Origin of the sequence: Citrobacter freundii ATCC 8090 = MTCC 1658 = NBRC 12681 (assembly GCF_011064845.1) — a bacterium.
GTDB classification, from domain to species: Bacteria; Pseudomonadota; Gammaproteobacteria; order Enterobacterales; family Enterobacteriaceae; genus Citrobacter; species Citrobacter freundii.
Map to the genome: position 1 here is coordinate 2,452,753 of NZ_CP049015.1, position 18,948 is coordinate 2,471,700.

14 protein-coding genes and 1 pseudogene are annotated in these 18,948 nt (G+C 49.8%); 12 read left to right on the forward strand and 3 right to left on the reverse strand.

Annotated features, from left to right (window positions below):
- Window positions 1–41 precede the first annotated feature (41 nt).
- From yddG to G4551_RS11795, 3 genes are all read left to right on the forward strand, one after another.
- A complete protein-coding gene (gene yddG / locus G4551_RS11785; RefSeq protein ID WP_003020082.1) occupies window positions 42–923 on the forward strand; it encodes an aromatic amino acid efflux DMT transporter YddG in 882 nt (293 codons plus the stop codon).
- A gap of 459 nt (window positions 924–1,382) precedes the next feature.
- The gene (gene ompD, locus G4551_RS11790) at window positions 1,383–2,465 is read left to right on the forward strand and encodes a porin OmpD (RefSeq protein WP_003836220.1); all 1,083 of its coding nucleotides are present in this window, start codon (window positions 1,383–1,385) and stop codon (window positions 2,463–2,465) included.
- A 143-nt stretch (window positions 2,466–2,608) separates the two neighbouring features.
- Window positions 2,609–2,989: a GFA family protein gene (locus tag G4551_RS11795; protein ID WP_085951544.1), complete on the forward strand. Its 381-nt coding sequence runs from the start codon at window positions 2,609–2,611 to the stop codon at window positions 2,987–2,989.
- A gap of 3 nt (window positions 2,990–2,992) precedes the next feature.
- Here the strand turns inward: G4551_RS11795 and G4551_RS11800 are convergent, their stop codons facing one another.
- Window positions 2,993–4,477: an MFS transporter gene (locus tag G4551_RS11800; RefSeq protein WP_003836218.1), complete on the reverse strand. Its 1,485-nt coding sequence runs from the start codon at window positions 4,475–4,477 to the stop codon at window positions 2,993–2,995.
- 116 nt (window positions 4,478–4,593) lie between these two features.
- Between G4551_RS11800 and G4551_RS11805 the strand changes: the two genes are divergently transcribed.
- From G4551_RS11805 to G4551_RS11840, 8 genes are all read left to right on the forward strand, one after another.
- Window positions 4,594–5,172: a TetR family transcriptional regulator gene (locus G4551_RS11805; protein ID WP_003836216.1), complete on the forward strand. Its 579-nt coding sequence runs from the start codon at window positions 4,594–4,596 to the stop codon at window positions 5,170–5,172.
- A gap of 211 nt (window positions 5,173–5,383) precedes the next feature.
- Window positions 5,384–6,769, forward strand: coding sequence for a NarK family nitrate/nitrite MFS transporter (locus G4551_RS11810; protein WP_003020098.1), 1,386 nt, complete (start codon window positions 5,384–5,386; stop codon window positions 6,767–6,769).
- A gap of 49 nt (window positions 6,770–6,818) precedes the next feature.
- A complete protein-coding gene (locus G4551_RS11815; protein ID WP_003836213.1) occupies window positions 6,819–10,559 on the forward strand; it encodes a nitrate reductase subunit alpha in 3,741 nt (1,246 codons plus the stop codon).
- Entirely contained in the window at window positions 10,556–12,100 is a 1,545-nt protein-coding gene (gene narH, locus G4551_RS11820) for a nitrate reductase subunit beta (RefSeq protein WP_003020103.1), read from the forward strand. The genes G4551_RS11815 and narH overlap by 4 nt, the downstream gene beginning before the upstream one ends.
- Window positions 12,100–12,795: a nitrate reductase molybdenum cofactor assembly chaperone gene (gene narW / locus G4551_RS11825; RefSeq protein WP_003836210.1), complete on the forward strand. Its 696-nt coding sequence runs from the start codon at window positions 12,100–12,102 to the stop codon at window positions 12,793–12,795. The genes narH and narW overlap by 1 nt, the downstream gene beginning before the upstream one ends.
- Entirely contained in the window at window positions 12,792–13,472 is a 681-nt protein-coding gene (narI, locus tag G4551_RS11830; protein WP_003836208.1) for a respiratory nitrate reductase subunit gamma, read from the forward strand. Before narW ends, narI begins: the two co-directional genes overlap by 4 nt.
- A 98-nt stretch (window positions 13,473–13,570) precedes the next feature.
- A complete protein-coding gene (locus G4551_RS11835; RefSeq protein WP_003836206.1) occupies window positions 13,571–14,464 on the forward strand; it encodes a PhzF family isomerase in 894 nt (297 codons plus the stop codon).
- Window positions 14,465–15,017: 553 nt separating this feature from the next.
- Entirely contained in the window at window positions 15,018–16,817 is a 1,800-nt protein-coding gene (locus G4551_RS11840; RefSeq protein WP_100225765.1) for a PAAR domain-containing protein, read from the forward strand.
- Between the two features lie 408 nt (window positions 16,818–17,225).
- Here G4551_RS11840 and G4551_RS23850 read toward each other — a convergent pair.
- Together G4551_RS23850 and nhoA are read right to left on the reverse strand one after the other, a co-directional pair.
- A pseudogene (locus tag G4551_RS23850) lies at window positions 17,226–17,324 on the reverse strand (hypothetical protein); the annotation flags it as partial.
- A 42-nt stretch (window positions 17,325–17,366) separates the two neighbouring features.
- Window positions 17,367–18,212, reverse strand: a complete 846-nt coding sequence (gene nhoA / locus G4551_RS11845; protein ID WP_003836200.1) for an N-hydroxyarylamine O-acetyltransferase — start codon at window positions 18,210–18,212, stop codon at window positions 17,367–17,369.
- Window positions 18,213–18,369: 157 nt separating this feature from the next.
- Between nhoA and G4551_RS11850 the strand changes: the two genes are divergently transcribed.
- A complete protein-coding gene (locus tag G4551_RS11850) occupies window positions 18,370–18,942 on the forward strand; it encodes a flavin reductase family protein (protein WP_003020117.1) in 573 nt (190 codons plus the stop codon).
- Window positions 18,943–18,948: the final 6 nt, after the last annotated feature.

The following is an 18,948-nucleotide window of genomic DNA, read 5'->3' on the forward strand; positions in this document are numbered from 1 at the left end:
TCAGCTTAAATTTTTGCCAGTACCATGGACAGACAATCAGAATGACAAAACAAAAGGCAACGTTAATTGGGCTCATTGCCATCGTGCTCTGGAGCACGATGGTCGGACTCATGCGTGGGGTAAGTGAAGGACTGGGTCCTGCGGGCGGCGCAGCAATGATTTTTTCCTTAAGTGGTCTGTTGCTGATATTTACCGTCGGCTTTCCGAATATCAGAAAAATTCCTGTGCGTTATTTAATCGCTGGTAGCGTGCTTTTTGTTACCTATGAAATATGTTTAGCGCTGGCTCTCGGTTATGCGGCTACTCGTCACCAGGCTATTGAAGTCGGTATGGTCAATTATCTCTGGCCAAGTTTGACAATATTGTTTGCTATTTTATTTAATGGTCAAAAAACAACCTGGTTGGTAATCCCTGGATTAATTATCGCATTGACCGGGGTTTGTTGGGTATTGGGTGGTGAAAACGGTCTTAACCTTGATGAAATTATCAGCAATGTTGCCAGCAGTCCGCTGAGCTATTTTCTCGCCTTTCTCGGCGCTTTTATCTGGGCAACGTATTGCACGGTGACCAATAAATATGCAAAAGGCTTTAACGGCATCACCGTGTTCGTTTTACTAACAGCCGCAAGTTTGTGGATTTACTATTTTATGACTCCGCAACCAGAAATGATTTTCAGCACTTCGGTGACTATTAAAATGTTCTCAGCGGCATTAACGTTAGGATTTGCCTATGCGGCGTGGAATATTGGCATTTTGCATGGCAACGTGACCATCATGGCCGTAGGATCCTATTTTACCCCTGTGCTCTCTTCTGCACTGGCTGCTGTGTTACTCAGTGCACCGCTTTCGCTATCTTTCTGGCAGGGCGCACTGATGGTCTGCGCGGGTTCGCTACTTTGTTGGCTGGCAACGCGCCGCGCCTGAAAAAAACCGGGTTTTATCACAAACAAATAAAACCCGGCTATACTTTAGACAAATTGATGAATAATAATTGTTCATTCCACTTGCGATTTATGTTTTCATTTGTTTAATTAAATGTTAAATATATGGTAATTAGTTAACACACGAAAATATTATGCGGTTATCTATATCCATTCATATGCATATATTACACATGCGGAACTAACGCCATTTAAATCATAGCCCTGACAATAGTCCCCTACGTAAATATACCCATTCAGATTTGTCACATATAAAGATTAATACAATCAACCATATTATGTAGATCTGGATCACACAACTTCAAATATTTCGCAATATTATGAAACTTATTATTGAACTTATACCACTGCGTCATTTAAAAATAGTTTGCCATTGACGAACCCCTTCGTTTAGCAATGGTTTAGGAAACACACCAAGAAAAAATTATAAGGATTATTTAGAATGAAACTTAAATTAGTTGCAGTGGCAGTGACTAGCCTGTTGGCGGCAGGTGCGGTAAACGCAGCTGAGGTATATAACAAAGACGCAAACAAACTGGATATCTACGGAAAAGTTCACGCTCAGCACTACTTCTCTGACGACAACGGCAGCGATGGCGACAAAACCTACGCGCGTCTGGGCTTCAAAGGTGAAACTCAGATCAATGACCAGCTGGTTGGTTTTGGTCAGTGGGAATATGAATTCAAAGGCAACCGTTCTGAATCCCAGGGCTCTGAAGCAGACAAAACTCGTCTGGCATTCGCTGGTCTGAAATTCGCTGAATACGGTTCTTTCGACTACGGTCGTAACTACGGCGTGGCCTACGACATCGGCGCATGGACCGACGTCCTGCCTGAGTTCGGTGGTGATACCTGGACCCAGACTGACGTATTCATGACTGGCCGTACTACCGGCGTTGCAACCTACCGTAACACCGACTTCTTCGGTCTGGTTGAAGGTCTGAACTTTGCTGCTCAGTACCAGGGCAAAAATGACCGTGACAACCTGAAAGAAGCTAACGGTGACGGCTTCGGTCTGTCTACCACTTATGAGTATGAAGGCTTTGGCGTAGGTGCTACCTATGCGAAATCTGACCGTACCGACAAACAGTCTGTCGGTAACGGCGGTTTCATGGCTTCCGGTAAAAACGCTGAAGTATGGGCCGCTGGTCTGAAATATGATGCGAACAACATCTACCTGGCAACCACCTACTCTGAAACCCGCAACATGACCACCTATGGTGGCTCCGGTGTTACTGGTATTGCAGATAAAGCACAGAACTTTGAAGTAGTTGCTCAGTACCAGTTCGACTTCGGTCTGCGTCCGTCCGTTGCTTACCTGAAATCCAAAGGTAAAGACATCAACGGTTACGGCGACCAGGATCTGGTTGAATACGTAGACCTGGGTGCTACTTACTACTTCAACAAAAACATGTCCACCTTCGTTGATTACAAAATCAACCTGCTGGATGACAACAACTTCACCAATGCAGCGAAAGTGTCAACTGACAACATCGTGGCTGTTGGTCTGAACTACCAGTTCTAATTTTGTTGTAGTCAGAATACAAAGCCAGTCCTTCAAGGGCTGGCTTTTTCTCTTGATGTAGACTCGGTCATAAGGAGTATGCCGTGCAGACATTCACTGGTCGTTGTCTTTGCGGACAGAGTCATTTTACCGTCGACGTCGAAATGCTGGATGTCTATGCCTGCCATTGTACGCTGTGTCAGAAATGGTCTGGCGGCATCGCCATGTATCTGGAAGCCAGCGCTCACCCGCTGATGTCACCAGAATCGGTAGAACCTTCGCACTTTCCTTCCTCAAATCGTGGTGAACGGTTCTTCTGTTCCGGCTGCGGATGCCCACTGTGGTTTACGTTGACGGACAGCGATCGCTACTTTATTCCGTGGACACTTCTGGAGCTTAATGAGGTAGATCGCCGCCGCCTGATATTAGCAGCAGAAATCTATACGGAAACACAGCCTGCGTTCTGGAGATTGACGGGGCAATACGCTCGACTGAGTGGGAAAGAAGTCGAAGAGATGGATTACCCCTGTCATTTAGCTCACTAGTTATTAACGTTGTACCTTTGCCAGACTGAACCACATTCCTATCGCTAATACGATAAGCATGCTGCCGGCGCTGCTTAAGGCCACGCTATGTGACCAGGTGAACGCTTCTCTGGCAGCCGTCAGCAATGCCTCACTCAGTGACGACGGGAGCGAGTGCGCCAGTTGTACCGCCTCCCCCATTGACGATGAGGCACGTTCCATTTCCTGCGGATTAAGTCCGGCTGGCGGCAGAATCGATGCAGAAAAGCTACGGCTCAACAGCAAACCAAAGATAGCTATCCCAAGTCCGGCTCCCAGTTCATAAGCCATTGTCTCGATGGCACCCGCGGCCGCGGCTTTTTCCGCAGGTGCTGCTGCCATGATAGCCGCTGTTGAAGCCAGAAGCGCACTGGCGGCGCTGAAGCCGAGCAAAGCCATCAAAATCCAGGCTTGTACCTGTTGGCTACTGAAATCCGTCATCGCCAGGCCGTAAAAGCTAACAGCGCTCAGCGCCATACCCGCCGTCGCCACACATCGTAATCCCAGACGTGAAACCAACATACCGGCAATCGGTCCGCTGAAACCACTTGCCAGCATCACCGGCAGCATGAACAACCCTGCCTGATACGGTGTTAAGCCGTGGACAAACTGTAGCTCCTGAGCCATCAGTAACTCGAAACCCACCAGCGTTATCATCGCGGTCATCGCCATCACTACGCCACTTAAGATTATGCGATGTGTGAACAACCGCATATCAATCATCGGGCGGGCTGCCGCAAGCTGGATGCGGACAAACTGCCACAACAGCAAAGCGCCGGTTAACAGCGTCAGGGCGATGGCAACGGTCGCCGTATGCCCTTTCAGCGCGGTTTTGGCGCTGTAAACCAGCAGCAGAATGGCAACAATCAGCATTATCGCATGACCAAAATTTAACGATTGATCGCGACGTCCAGCCTGACGCGGCACTAAGCGTGCGGTTAAGGCCATTACCACCAGGACAATCGGTACATTAATTAAGAATACTGATCCCCAGTAGAAGTGCTCCAGTAGCATCCCGCCAACCAGTGGGCCAAACGCCGCACCGCCGGAACCAACCGCGGCCCAGACGCCGAGCGCCATATTACGATGCCGTTGCTCAGCGAACGTGGCGCGAATCCCCGCAAGCGTTGCCGGCACAATCATCGCCGCGCCAATCGCCAACACGGCCCGGGTGACAATCAGCCAGCTGGCGCTATGAGCAAAAGCGGCCGCCAGTGATGCCAGACCAAACAAGCCTCCACCTAACAGCAGCAGGCGTTTAAAGCCGATGCGATCGCCCAGCGCGCCCATTGGCAATACCATACCTGCCATTACCAGGGAATAAATATCAATGATCCACAGCAGCTCGTTGCCACTGGCACCCAGCGTCATACTCAGCGTGGGCGCGGCAACGTGCAGCACCGTTGCATCAATCGCAACAGGGATGTAGACCAGCACAATAATCACTAACGTTAACCACTGACGAAACATAAAACTCCCTTCAAAACTGAAACTGGACACACGTCCAGGTTCGGCGATCCTACGGAAATTTGAACGTATGTCCAACTTTTTGTTAGACTGCGTGCTAAACGGATATGGGAGGAACGATGAGCTATCTAAATCGGGATGAACGTCGGGAAGTGATTCTGCAGGCGGCAATGCGCGTCGCGCTTGAGGAAGGATTTACCGCCATGACGGTGCGGCGTATTGCCACGGAAGCTCAGGTGTCAACCGGCCAGGTGCATCATCACTTTACGTCTGCCGGCGAGTTAAAATCCCTCGCTTTTGTGCAACTGATCCGTACTCTTCTGGATGCCGAACTGGTCAGCGCAAACGCCAGCTTCCGTGAACGGCTGCATGCCATGCTGGGCAGCGAAGATGGCGGGTTCGAACCCTATATAAAACTATGGCGTGAAGCGCAGGTTCTGGCGGATAAAGATCCGGAAATCAAAAGCGCTTACCTGATGACCATGCGGATGTGGCACGAAGAAACCGCCGCTATCATCTCTCAGGGACAGAAAGCCGGTGAGTTTTCTTCACGCCCGGATGCTGCCGATGTGGCCTGGCGTTTAATTGCGTTGGTATGCGGTCTGGATGGCATCTATGTATTAGGCATTGAGGAAATGGCCGATCCTGCATTCGAACGCCACCTGGATAGTATGATTACGTTAGAGTTAGTTAATTGATGTTATAGATGAATTAATAATACATCTTTTATATTTACAATTGGTAACACTTAAGCAACGTGTAATTCCCTCATCACGCCGCGTTATTGCGCTTTTTTATCTATTCTTTCAGTCAATATTCCCAAAACTTTTCAATAGTTTCTAAAAGAACTCGCGCGGCGCTGTATGCGTTTATTTCTTTTTCATGAACGGCATGTGCATGGAGAATAATATGTCAGCATCAAATGAGAAAAATAATCGTTATCTTTTAACTGACTGGAAACCCGAAAATCCTGCCTTTTGGGAAAACAAAGGTAAGCACATTGCCCGAAGAAACCTCTGGATATCAGTGAGTTGCTTGCTGCTTGCGTTTTGCGTCTGGATGTTGTTCAGCGCTGTTGCTGTCAATCTGAATAAAATTGGTTTTAATTTTACCACCGATCAACTGTTTTTATTAACGGCATTACCTTCTCTTTCTGGTGCAATATTGCGCGTTCCCTACTCCTTTATGGTACCTATATTTGGGGGGCGACGCTGGACCATTTTTAGCACCGTCATTCTGGTTATTCCCTGCGTCTGGCTCGGTTTTGCCGTGCAAAATACGGCTACTCCGTTTGGCGTATTTATTATCATTGCGCTGATGTGTGGGTTTGCTGGCGCTAACTTTGCCTCCAGCATGGGCAATATCAGTTTTTTCTTCCCCAAAGCGAAGCAAGGTAGCGCACTAGGCATTAACGGTGGCCTCGGCAACCTCGGTGTCAGCGTGATGCAGTTGATCGCGCCGCTGGTGATCTTTCTCCCCATTTTTACCTTCCTGGGCGTGCAGGGCGTACCACAAGCTGATGGATCGTTACTGTCACTGGCCAATGCCGCATGGATTTGGGTGCCGTTACTGCTGATAGCGACCGTGGCAGCGGGCATAGGAATGAACGACATTGCCAGTTCGAAGGCCTCAATTGCCTCCCAACTACCGGTCCTCAAGCGTTTTCATTTGTGGTTATTAAGTCTGCTGTATCTCGCCACCTTCGGTTCGTTTATCGGTTTTTCAGCAGGCTTTGCCATGCTGGCGAAAACACAGTTCCCTGACGTGAATATTCTGCAACTGGCGTTCTTTGGGCCCTTCATCGGTGCGCTTGCGCGATCGGCGGGCGGCGTTATCTCTGACAAGTTTGGTGGTGTGCGTGTCACCTTAATTAACTTCATCTTTATGGCACTGTTCAGCGCCCTGCTGTTTCTCACTTTGCCCGGCTCGGGCGAAGGAAGCTTTATCGCGTTTTACCTGGTGTTTATGGGCTTGTTCCTGACCGCGGGTCTGGGAAGCGGTTCGACCTTCCAGATGATTGCGGTGATCTTTCGCAAAATCACCATTTACCGGGTGAAGCTGCACGGTGGTACTGAAGAACAGGCCCAGCGTGAGGCGGTAACCGATACCGCCGCCGCCCTGGGATTTATCTCCGCAATTGGCGCTGTCGGGGGCTTCTTCATCCCGAAAGCGTTTGGTTCATCGCTGGCGCTGACCGGATCTCCGGTAGGCGCCATGAAAATATTCCTTGTGTTCTACATCGTCTGCGTGCTGGTGACCTGGCTGGTTTACGGCCGTAAATCACAAAAAAAATAGTCATCTTTTGGCCTGTGTAGGCAACGTTATTCGAAGCAGGAGTTATGTCATGAGTAAACTGTTAGACCGCTTTCGCTACTTTAAACAAAAGGGCGATACGTTTGCCGAGGGGCATGGGCAAGTAATGCACACCAACCGGGACTGGGAAGACAGCTATCGTCAGCGCTGGCAGTTCGATAAAATTGTGCGATCTACCCACGGCGTTAACTGTACCGGCTCATGCAGCTGGAAAATCTACGTCAAAAACGGGCTGGTAACCTGGGAAACTCAGCAAACCGACTACCCGCGTACCCGCCCTGACCTGCCAAATCATGAGCCCCGTGGCTGCCCACGCGGCGCAAGTTACTCGTGGTATCTCTACAGCGCTAACCGCCTGAAATATCCACTGGTGCGTAAACGCTTAATCGAATTGTGGCGCGACGCCCTGTCCCGCCAGCCCGATCCGGTGCTGGCCTGGGAATCCATTATGAACGACCCGCAAAAATGCCAGAGCTACAAGCAGGTACGCGGGCGCGGTGGGTTTATCCGTTCCAACTGGAAAGAACTTAATCAACTGATTGCTGCTGCCAACGTCTGGACGGTGAAAACCTACGGCCCTGATCGTGTGGCCGGATTCTCTCCCATCCCCGCAATGTCGATGGTCTCCTATGCCGCAGGTACGCGCTATCTCTCGCTACTGGGCGGAACCTGTCTGAGCTTCTATGACTGGTACTGCGACTTACCGCCCGCGTCACCGATGACCTGGGGCGAGCAGACCGACGTTCCTGAATCCGCCGACTGGTATAACTCCAGCTATATCATCGCCTGGGGCTCTAACGTGCCGCAGACCCGTACCCCGGACGCGCACTTTTTTACTGAAGTTCGCTACAAAGGCACCAAGACAATTGCCATTACGCCAGACTACTCGGAAGTCGCCAAACTGTGCGACCAGTGGCTGGCACCGAAACAAGGGACAGACAGCGCGCTGGCAATGGCGATGGGCCACGTCATCCTGAAAGAGTTCCATCTCGACAATCCCAGCGATTATTTCCTCAATTACTGTCGTCGCTATACCGATATGCCGATGCTGGTGCTGCTGGATGCCCGCGAAGATGGCAGCTACGTGCCTGGGCGCATGATGCGCGCCTCAGACCTTGTCGATGGTCTGGGTGAAAGCAACAATCCAGAGTGGAAAACGGTGGCTTTCAACCGCGAGGGCGAACTGGTTGTCCCGAACGGATCTATCGGTTTTCGCTGGGGCGAGAAAGGCAAATGGAACCTGGAACCCCTGGCGGCTGGTGCTGAAACAGAGCTTTCCCTCTCGCTGCTTGGCCAGCATGATGACGTGACCGGCGTGGCATTCCCCTATTTTGGCGGCAACGAAAACCCACATTTTCGCAGTGTAAAACAAGAACCGGTGCTGATCCGTCGACTACCGGTAAAACATCTCACCCTCGCTGACGGTAGCCGTTGCCCGGTGGTGAGCGTCTATGATCTAGTGCTGGCGAATTACGGCCTCGACCGTGGTCTGGATGATGTTCATAGCGCACAAGATTACAGCGAAGTAAAAGCCTACACCCCGGCCTGGGGTGAGCAAATTACCGGCGTGCCACGCCGTCATATCGAACAAATCGCCCGTGAGTTTGCCGATACCGCGCACAAAACGCATGGCCGTTCGATGATCATCCTCGGGGCTGGCGTTAACCACTGGTATCACATGGACATGAACTACCGCGGGATGATTAACATCCTGGTATTCTGTGGTTGCGTGGGACAAAGCGGCGGCGGCTGGGCGCACTATGTGGGTCAGGAGAAACTGCGTCCGCAAACCGGTTGGTTGCCGCTGGCCTTTGCGCTGGACTGGAACCGCCCACCGCGTCAGATGAACAGCACCTCGTTTTTCTACAACCACTCCAGTCAGTGGCGTTATGAAAAACTCACCGCGCAAGAGCTCCTCTCTCCGCTGGCCGATGCGTCGAAGTTTAGCGGACATTTGATTGACTTTAACGTACGAGCTGAACGAATGGGCTGGCTGCCCTCTGCGCCGCAGCTTAACCTTAACCCATTGACCGTCAAAGCGAAGGCAGAACAGGCTGGGTTATCTCCTGCGCAATACACTGCCCAAGCGCTGAAGTCGGGTGATATTCGTTTTGCCTGCGAGCAGCCGGATAGCGGCAAAAACCACCCACGCAACCTCTTCGTCTGGCGCTCTAACCTGCTCGGTTCCTCAGGTAAAGGGCATGAATACATGCTCAAGTATTTACTGGGTACCGAAAGCGGGATCCAGGGGGAAGCGCTCGGTTCAAGTGAGGGTATTAAACCTGAAGAGGTTGAATGGCAGTCCGCGGCGATAGAGGGCAAGCTCGATCTGCTGGTCACGCTCGATTTCCGTATGTCCAGCACCTGTTTGTTCTCCGATATCGTTTTGCCAACCGCTACCTGGTATGAAAAAGACGATATGAACACCTCGGATATGCATCCGTTTATTCACCCGTTGTCCGCGGCGGTCGACCCGGCATGGGAATCGAAGAGTGACTGGGAAATTTATAAAGGCATCGCCAAAGTGTTCTCTGAGGTATGTGTCGGACACCTTGGACAAGAAACGGATGTGGTGTTGCAACCACTGCAACACGACTCTCCGGCAGAGCTGGCGCAGCCGTTTGACATTTTGGACTGGCGCAAAGGCGAATGCGATCTCCTCCCGGGGAAAACGGCACCGAATATCGCCGTTGTGGAACGTGACTACCCCGCTACCTACGAACGCTTTACTTCACTCGGTCCGCTCATGGACAAGCTTGGTAACGGTGGGAAAGGCATTGCGTGGAATACCCAGGCGGAAGTCGATTTCCTCGGCAAGCTGAACTACACCAAACGCGAAGGCCCGGCAAAAGGCCGACCGCTGATTGATACCGCGCTGGATGCCTCTGAGGTGATCCTCGCCCTGGCGCCGGAAACCAACGGTCAGGTGGCGGTGAAAGCCTGGGAAGCGCTGGGGGCGATGACCGGACGCGACCATACGCATCTGGCGTTGAACAAAGAAGACGAAAAGATTCGTTTTCGCGATATCCAGGCGCAGCCGCGCAAAATCATCTCCAGTCCTACCTGGTCCGGCCTTGAAAGCGAACATGTCTCCTATAACGCAGGCTATACCAACGTCCACGAGTTGATCCCATGGCGTACCCTGTCCGGTCGCCAGCAGCTGTACCAGGATCACGCGTGGATGCGAGCCTTCGGTGAAAGCCTGGTGGCGTATCGTCCGCCTATCGATACCCGCAGCGTCAGTGAAATGCGCGAGGTTCCGCCTAACGGCTTCCCGGAAAAAGCCCTCAACTTCCTGACGCCGCACCAGAAATGGGGGATCCACTCCACCTACAGCGAAAACCTACTGATGCTGACGCTTTCGCGCGGCGGCCCCATTGTCTGGATCAGCGAGACCGATGCCAAAGAGCTGGGCATTGAGGATAACGACTGGATTGAAGCCTTCAACGCCAACGGTGCGCTCACCGCGCGTGCAGTGGTGAGTCAACGCGTGCCGCCGGGAATGACCATGATGTATCACGCTCAGGAGCGAATCATGAATATCCCAGGCTCGGAAGTCACCGGGATGCGTGGCGGGATCCATAACTCGGTCACCCGCGTCTGCCCGAAACCCACGCACATGATCGGCGGCTATGCGCAACTGGCATACAGCTTCAACTATTACGGGACGGTCGGCTCTAACCGCGATGAGTTCATCATGATTAGAAAAATGAAAAACATTAACTGGCTGGATGATGAAGGTCGCGATCAGGTACAGGAGGCGAAAAAATGAAAATACGCTCACAGGTAGGCATGGTCCTTAATCTGGATAAGTGCATCGGCTGCCACACCTGCTCCGTCACCTGTAAAAACGTCTGGACCGGGCGTGAAGGGATGGAATATGCGTGGTTTAACAACGTCGAGACTAAACCGGGGATTGGTTATCCGAAAAACTGGGAAGATCAGGAAGAGTGGCAAGGCGGCTGGGTTCGCGATGTCAACGGCAAGATAAGACCGCGTCTGGGCGGTAAGATGGGCGTGATCACCAAAATTTTCGCCAACCCGGTGATCCCGCAAATCGATGATTACTATGAACCGTTTACCTACGATTATCAGCATCTGCATAGCGCGCCGGAGAGCAAGAATCAGCCCACCGCGCGTCCGCGTTCGCTGATAGATGGTAAACGGATGGACAAGATTATCTGGGGTCCAAACTGGGAAGAACTGCTTGGTGGCGAATTTTCAAAACGTGCCCGCGACCGTAACTTCGAGAAGATGCAAAAGGAGATGTACGGTCAGTTCGAAAACACCTTCATGATGTATTTACCGCGCCTGTGCGAGCACTGTCTGAACCCAAGCTGTGTCGCCACCTGCCCGAGCGGTGCTATCTATAAGCGTGAAGAAGACGGCATTGTGCTGATCGACCAGGACAAATGTCGCGGTTGGCGCTTGTGCATCAGCGGCTGTCCGTACAAAAAAATCTACTTTAACTGGAAGAGCGGTAAGTCAGAGAAGTGCATTTTCTGCTACCCGCGTATTGAGTCCGGCCAGCCGACGGTGTGTTCAGAAACCTGCGTTGGGCGTATCCGTTATCTCGGGGTATTGCTGTACGACGCCGACCGTATCGAGGAAGCAGCGAGCACCGAGCATGAAACCGATCTCTACGAGCGTCAGTGCGATGTGTTCCTCAACCCGAACGATCCAGCGGTGATTGAAGAGGCGCTAAAACAAGGTATTCCACACAACGTCATCGAAGCAGCTCAGCGCTCGCCGGTTTACAAAATGGCGATGGACTGGAAGCTGGCGCTACCGCTGCACCCGGAGTATCGCACCCTGCCGATGGTCTGGTATGTGCCGCCATTGTCACCGATACAGTCGGTCGCCGACGCGGGCGGACTGCCGCACAATGGCAACATTTTGCCTGCGGTTGAGTCGCTGCGAATTCCGGTTCAGTACCTCGCCAATATGCTCAGTGCGGGTGATACCGGTCCGGTGCTGAGGGCGCTCAAACGGATGATGGCCATGCGCCACTATATGCGTGCGCAAACCGTAGAAGGCGTCACGGACACCCGCGCGATTGAGGAAGTGGGTCTGAGCGTTGAGCAGGTCGAGGAGATGTATCGTTATCTGGCCATCGCCAACTATGAAGACCGCTTTGTGATCCCGACCAGTCACCGCGAAATGGCGCGTGATGCCTTCCCGGAGAAAAACGGCTGCGGATTTACCTTCGGCGACGGTTGTCATGGTTCCGACACCAAATTCAACCTGTTCAACAGCAGCCGTATTGATGCCATCGACATCACCGAAGTGCGCGATAAAGCGGAGGGTGAATAATGCAAATCCTGAAGGTTATCGGCCTGCTGATGGAGTACCCCGACGAGCTGCTATGGGAGTGTAAAGACGACGCGCTGGCGCTTGTGGCCAGCGATGCCCCCATGCTTAGTGATTTTAGCCAGGAGCTGCTCAATGCGCCGTTACTGGATAAACAAGCCGAATGGTGCGAAATCTTTGACCGGGGTCGGGCCACCTCTCTGCTGCTGTTTGAGCATGTGCACGCCGAGTCCCGTGACCGTGGTCAGGCAATGGTCGATCTGTTAGCGCAGTATGAAAAGGTCGGGCTGCAGCTAAACTGTCGCGAACTGCCGGATCACCTGCCTTTATATCTTGAGTACTTAAGCGTGTTACCGGAAGCGGAGGCCAAAGAAGGACTGCAGAACGTCGCACCGATTCTGGCGTTGCTTGGCGGGCGCTTAAAACAGCGCGATACGCCGTGGTATCAACTGTTTGATGCCCTGTTGCAGCTTGCCGGAAGTCCTCTTTCGAGTGACAGTGTCACTAAGCAGGTTGGCGCGGAAACGCGCGACGATACCCGACAGGCGCTGGATGCAGTCTGGGAAGAGGAACAGGTGAAGTTTATCGAAGATAATGCCACCGCCTGTGACAGTTCACCGTTACAAAACTATCAACGACGCTTTAGCCAGGACGTGGCACCTCAGTATGTCGACGTCAGCGCGGGAGGCCCGAAATGATACAGTACCTGAACGTCTTTTTTTACGATATCTATCCGTACCTGTGCGGTACGGTGTTTATCCTCGGCAATTGGCTCCGCTACGACTACGGGCAATACACCTGGCGCGCGTCTTCCAGCCAGATGCTGGACAAACGCGGCATGGTGTTGTGGTCAAACCTGTTCCACATCGGTATTCTGGGGATCTTTTTCGGGCACCTGTTTGGCATGTTAACGCCGCACTGGATGTATGCCTGGTTCCTGCCGATTGCGGTAAAGCAGCAGATGGCGATGATTGCCGGCGGACTTTGTGGCGTGCTCACACTGGTGGGTGGCGCTGGCCTGCTGGTGCGCCGGTTGACTAACCCGCGCATTCGCGCAACCTCCTCGACCGCCGATATTCTGATCCTCTGCGTTCTGCTGATTCAATGTATTCTCGGTTTAACCACTATCCCGTTCTCTGCACAGCACCCTGACGGCAGTGAAATGCTAAAACTGGTCGGTTGGGCGCAGTCGGTGGTGACCTTCCAGGGCGGTGCGTCTGCGCATCTGGATGGCGTGGCGTGGATTTTCCGTGTGCATCTGGTTCTGGGGATGACCATTTTTCTGCTGTTCCCGTTCACCCGACTGGTCCACGTGTGGAGTGCGCCGTTTGAGTACTTTACCCGCCGTTATCAGATAGTGCGTTCGCGTCGCTAATTTCCTCTGCTGCCCGGTAGCGCTAGCGCTTACCGGGCCTGGATCGCTATCCCGCTTTTTGTACGTTATGATGCTTCTCCATCCCAGGGAGAACGCTAATGAAACCACAGGTTTATCACGTCGATGCCTTTACTTCAGTACCCTTTCGCGGCAATTCAGCGGGAGTGGTGTTGCATGCTGACGGATTGAGCGAAGCACAGATGCAACTTATTGCTCGCGAGCTGCGTCATTCGGAAACCGCATTCCTGCTGACCAGTGACGACAGCGATGTTCGCATTCGTTATTTCACGCCGACGGTCGAAGTTCCTATCTGTGGACACGCTACCGTCGCCGCACATTATGTGCGCGCCAAGGTGCTGGGTCTGGGCAACAGCACCGTCTGGCAAACCTCGCTCGCCGGTCGTCATCGGGTCGATATTGAAGCGAGTGACAATGACTATCGCATTAGCCTTGAACAAGGCGTACCTGGATTCGAAGCTCCGCTGGAAGGTGCTGTACGTGCCGCGATAATCGATGCACTGCACCTGAGCGAAGACGATATGCTGCCCGGATTACCCATTCAGGTAGCCACCACCGGACACTCTAAAGTAATGATTGCGCTGAAGCCTGAGGTGGACCTCGACGCCCTTTCCCCGGATTTGCCTGCCCTGACCGCTATCAGCCAGCAAATTGGCTGTAACGGTTTCTTCCCTTTTCAAATTCGCAAGGGCGAAAACGCCACCGATGGCCGCATGTTCTCGCCTGCTATTGGTATTGTGGAAGATCCGGTTACCGGCAATGCCAACGGTCCAATGGGCGCGTGGCTGGTTCAACATGGGTTGATGCCGCATGACGGGAAAACGCTACGTGTTCAGGGACATCAGGGCCGCGCGCTCGGGCGTGACGGTATTGTTGATGTGACGGTGGCTATCCGTGAAAACCTGCCGGAAAAAGTGACCATTACCGGTTCGGCAGTGATCCTGTTTCACGCCGAATGGGCGATAGATTTTTAATTGTTCCCGTAGGCCGGATAAGGCCTACAATCAAAACAGACAAACTAAAGCGAACTTTAAAATCGACCATAGGCTTAAGTTCTTCTTATTGGGCAGAGCCAGTAAATATTTTTGCGAAAAAGAATTTAGAATCTGTATTCTCAATGCGCGACATAAGGAGAACATTTAAAACCTTGTCTGGAACGCTCCACTTCACAGAGAATGAAAAAGACATTGTTAATCAACATGCTAATAAAATCATCGAAAAAAACATTATGACAGATATGATTATATTATTGAGAAACGTGAAACCACGTTAAAATGGGAGAAGGCGTTACAGGTTCCACTGTCAAATGACGGGCTTAATGAGATTAATCTCATCATAGAAAAGAAAAAGAGTTTACGAGGCATTTATCTAATGAATTTCAATTAAACTGGTTATAAAAGGCCTGAATTATTTTAAAAAAGATTCAGGCTTTTTTATAATTTGCGATGGCAGTCACAATAATTAAATTACAAATAGTTTGATATCATACTTTCTTTAGTCTTGATATTTAAAATAAGGATTTGCCATATGAGTTTCTGGGATGCTAAGAAAGGATTTTTATTATCTCCGGGAGATAGAACAAGTTGTGGTGGTTATATTTTAGAAAATTCCGACCTTCCTGGTATTAGAGGAGTTAAAATAGCATGTGAGTGGGATGAGTATATATGTGGTTTTGATGGTCAACGATACCAAATTGAGGGTGGCGTACCAAATGACTCACATATAGAAGCAAGCAGGATTTTATATAGAGACACCTTCAAAAGTGCATTTGATAACGATATTGATCATGAAGGCCGAAAAATAACACCTTCTTCAGAAATATTCAGACAAATGCAAGAGGAAACCGGTTTACATAGACGCTCGCATGATTCACTTAGAGACTTCGATGAAAGATTTGAACACGATGATTTTATTGGTACGGCTGGAGGGATAATACTTGGACGGAAAAAAATCATTACTGGAGAAAAGAAAAATAAATTCTTAACTTCAAATTTTAGCACAGGTTTTCGAACAAGGATTCCCAAACATTTATTTGATATTTACTCAAGGATGGGGCGAGATTTATCAGATTATGAAACCGAAATAATATGTCTCCTTGCAGGTTCCGCACACAGCAGAGGTTCATGCAAATGTCATTGCAGGTTTACACCGCATTTTAATATAACATACAGATATGATGAATACCTTTTGTCCAGTTTTCAGTCAGTAAATAGTACCAGTAATTCAATACCTGATACACCACCTGTACGGCAGCAGCGCCCCCCAGAAGCAAGACAAACGGTAGAACCTGGTTTTTGTGTAGTACCAGATCAAACATCACCTAAGAAATATGAGTGTGAGTTAATAGTCAATCCGCCATCAGGAGTAAAAGAGTTATACCGCAAGCTAAATCCAGAAATGGAAAAAAAACCAGGCTCTATATTGATTGTTGTTGATCCTGAAAAGCAAGATCAAAAGCAGATTCAGACTCTGCAAAAAGCACGAGATAAAATTGACAAAGCTCTTGAACCATTATCAAATGAAGAAGCCAAACTATTACATGATAATAAAACATCAGTGGATATATTTTCATCTCAAATTCATAGTGGTGCTCTTGGAACATCAGGTGATGTAATGGGATATATTAAGGATATTGGTAGTGAGTATTATAATGAAATAAATAAAACACTTAAAGATATTGAGAAATTATATCAAGTTGCTTACTCACAAAATAATGGTCGTATCTCAGGCGAGGAATTTTTTGGACGAAGAAAAATGTTGTTTAATCAACTAGATGTCATCTTGAACCGTTTTAGTAAATCTCAATTAGGATTACCTCAATATGAAACATTGAAAAAAGCATTGGGTTTGTCTACACGGTCTATCACTCACAAATGGGATCAATCAGGTGTTGGTGCCATAGAGGGTTATGCTTCATATGTTGAGAAATCTGCAAAACTAATGCAGTTAATGAAAAAGATAGGATATATTGGTATTGGGCTAGATTTTGCAGGATACTCAGAGAACGTATATGAAGCATGTTCAAAGGGTCGGGAAGACGCATGCTACAAAACGGCTATAGTTGAATACAGTAAATTTGGTACTAAACAAGCTGCCGGAAATTTAGTTGGCCCTATTGCGGGAATTGCAGGACGCAGGGCTTGTATGTGGGTATTAGGAATATTAACTGAGGAAGTTGGAGGAGTTGGTGCAGCATTATGTCTTGTCACAGGAGTCACAACGGGTATCGCTGGTTCAAAAGTTGCGGAAAGCGTAGGTGAAGATATAGGAGAGGAATATAGTAAAGAATATGGAGAAGTTATATATGAAAAGCTTTTTAATAAATAATGCAAGTCTTATCCAGATGACGGTTCTTGTAGCTATGACTATATCCTATATTTTATTGTTTATATTTAGAATATATAATAAAATACAAGCAAGAAAGATAAATGATTTATTCATATTAAAAAACAAAATATCACTTAGAATTATAGAGGATTATTTAAATCAGTCTATTTTTTTCTCTCTTATGTCAGAGTAATGTTACCTTTTTGGAAAATGATTTTATCTACTGAATATGATAATGAAATAATAAACCCTGAGTACGTTTTTTTTAAAGAGCTGCCCACAAAATTAACTATCGGATTTAAAATTGAAGTATTAATGTGGGTAATTGGCTTGACCAGTTTTATAATTTTGATTATTAGTGGGCGAGCTTTATAAAAAAGGATTCCGATAAGGAGTCCTCATTAATTTTTATTTCAATGCCCCATAAATCTGATCAACAATCCAGCCATATGTAGCAACAGGTAGTAACCCGCTTACAAATACATTCGGATTTACTTTAGGGTCTGCCGGATAAGGCGATGACGCCGCATCCGGCACTATTCTCCCCCCCTATTTCCCCGCCTCTGGATGCGTATCAAACGCCGCCATGACCGTCGCCAGCTCATCTTCGGTAAACCCATGCTTCGCGTCATCCACGCCCAGTCCAAACTGTTCCTGCAGCAAGGCATACAGGCTGGCGACATCGGGCAGATTAATCTGCTCTATCGCCCGACCATCCTGATAACGGGTGAAATGAAAATTGGTCAACGTCAGCTTGCCGCCGTCCGGAAGATGACGACACATCAGCAAATGATGACGAAAATGCGATTGTGGCCAGTGCGCGGACCAGAAATTGCCCATCAGATAATCGCTCTGGTGCTGCACGACCAGGTCAAAACGGTACATTGATTGCCAGTGATCGTGATGGCGGAACTGCAGGATCCAATCGTCCCCCTCCTGAACCAGACGATATTCGCCGTGTGGCGTTTGCTGCTCAATGTCGGCCTGCAGACGAATCGGCGCCGTCAGCGTTTGCCCGCCGAAGCCAACGTCGGCGATCCACTGCTCTCCCTGTAATTCAACCAGCAACAGACGATGCGTGCGCGGCGGCAGACTTGACGGATTTGCCAGTACCACACGACCGAGAAGGCTGCGTACGTTAAAACCGATTTCGCGTAGCGCGCGCTCAAACACTCCATTCTGTTCAAAGCAATAACCGCCACGATGCGCCGTCACCAGCTTCTCTTCCAGCGACAAATCGTCAAGCTGCATCTCTCTTGGCAGTAATACATCCAGGTTTTCAAACGGAATCGCGCCGTTGTGCAGTAAATGCAGCGCTTTTAAAGTTTCAATGTCGACGCTGGCCGAATCTGACCAGCCAATACGGGCAAAATAAGCGGTTAAAAAAGGCGTCATAGGGAGTTCCTGTTCGATTAATGCAGTACTTATAACGCATTTTTAATTTTACGCCGTCGATTTTGTGCGTTGTTCCTCCAGACGAGGCGACAAAATCGCTAATACCGTTAATATCTATATCTATTGTGGTGTGTTATCTCTCAGCCCAGGAGCATCCATGAGCCATTTCCGTTCAATCGAATTAAAACATGCCAGTCGGCTGCTTAACCACGGCCCTACGATACTGATCACCAGCCGGGATGAGCATACCGAGCGGCGAAATGTGATGGCGGCGGCATGGTCAATGCCGGTAGAATTTGAACCGCCGCGGATTGCAATTGTTGTTGATAAGACCGCCTGGTCGCGTGAACTGATTGAGCGTAGCGGCAAGTTCGGTATTGTTATTCCGGGCGTGGCCGCTACCAACTGGACTTACGCGGTGGGCAGCGTTTCCGGTCGCGTGGAAGATAAATTTAACTGCTACGGTATTCCGGTGGTAAAAGGTCCGGTGCTGGGATTACCGTTAATAGAAGCGAAATGTCTGGCCTGGATGGAGTGTCGTCTGCTGCCTGCAACGGCGGCACAGGAAAAATATGACACCCTGTTTGGGGAAGTGGTCTCGGCTGCCGCTGATGAGCGAGCTTTCGTGGAAGGACGCTGGCAGTTTGATGATGATAAACTCAATACCCTGCATCATCTTGGCGCCGGAACGTTTGTCACCAGCGGGAAACGCATAACAGCGGCTGAATAATACGGG

Bases quoted from the DNA above. Each gene is read 5' to 3' on its own strand.
- narH (WP_003020103.1), top strand. From the start codon at position 10,556: ATGAAAATACGCTCACAGGTAGGCATGGTCCTTAATCTGGATAAGTGC.
- narW (WP_003836210.1), top strand. From the start codon at position 12,100: ATGCAAATCCTGAAGGTTATCGGCCTGCTGATGGAGTACCCCGACGAG.
- G4551_RS11810 (WP_003020098.1), top strand. From the start codon at position 5,384: ATGTCAGCATCAAATGAGAAAAATAATCGTTATCTTTTAACTGACTGG.
- narI (WP_003836208.1), top strand. From the start codon at position 12,792: ATGATACAGTACCTGAACGTCTTTTTTTACGATATCTATCCGTACCTG.
- yddG (WP_003020082.1), top strand. From the start codon at position 42: ATGACAAAACAAAAGGCAACGTTAATTGGGCTCATTGCCATCGTGCTC.
- G4551_RS11800 (WP_003836218.1), bottom strand. From the start codon at position 4,477: ATGTTTCGTCAGTGGTTAACGTTAGTGATTATTGTGCTGGTCTACATC.
- G4551_RS11835 (WP_003836206.1), top strand. From the start codon at position 13,571: ATGAAACCACAGGTTTATCACGTCGATGCCTTTACTTCAGTACCCTTT.
- G4551_RS11850 (WP_003020117.1), top strand. From the start codon at position 18,370: ATGAGCCATTTCCGTTCAATCGAATTAAAACATGCCAGTCGGCTGCTT.
- nhoA (WP_003836200.1), bottom strand. From the start codon at position 18,212: ATGACGCCTTTTTTAACCGCTTATTTTGCCCGTATTGGCTGGTCAGAT.
- ompD (WP_003836220.1), top strand. From the start codon at position 1,383: ATGAAACTTAAATTAGTTGCAGTGGCAGTGACTAGCCTGTTGGCGGCA.
- G4551_RS11795 (WP_085951544.1), top strand. From the start codon at position 2,609: ATGCTGGATGTCTATGCCTGCCATTGTACGCTGTGTCAGAAATGGTCT.
- G4551_RS11815 (WP_003836213.1), top strand. From the start codon at position 6,819: ATGAGTAAACTGTTAGACCGCTTTCGCTACTTTAAACAAAAGGGCGAT.
- G4551_RS11805 (WP_003836216.1), top strand. From the start codon at position 4,594: ATGAGCTATCTAAATCGGGATGAACGTCGGGAAGTGATTCTGCAGGCG.
- G4551_RS11840 (WP_100225765.1), top strand. From the start codon at position 15,018: ATGAGTTTCTGGGATGCTAAGAAAGGATTTTTATTATCTCCGGGAGAT.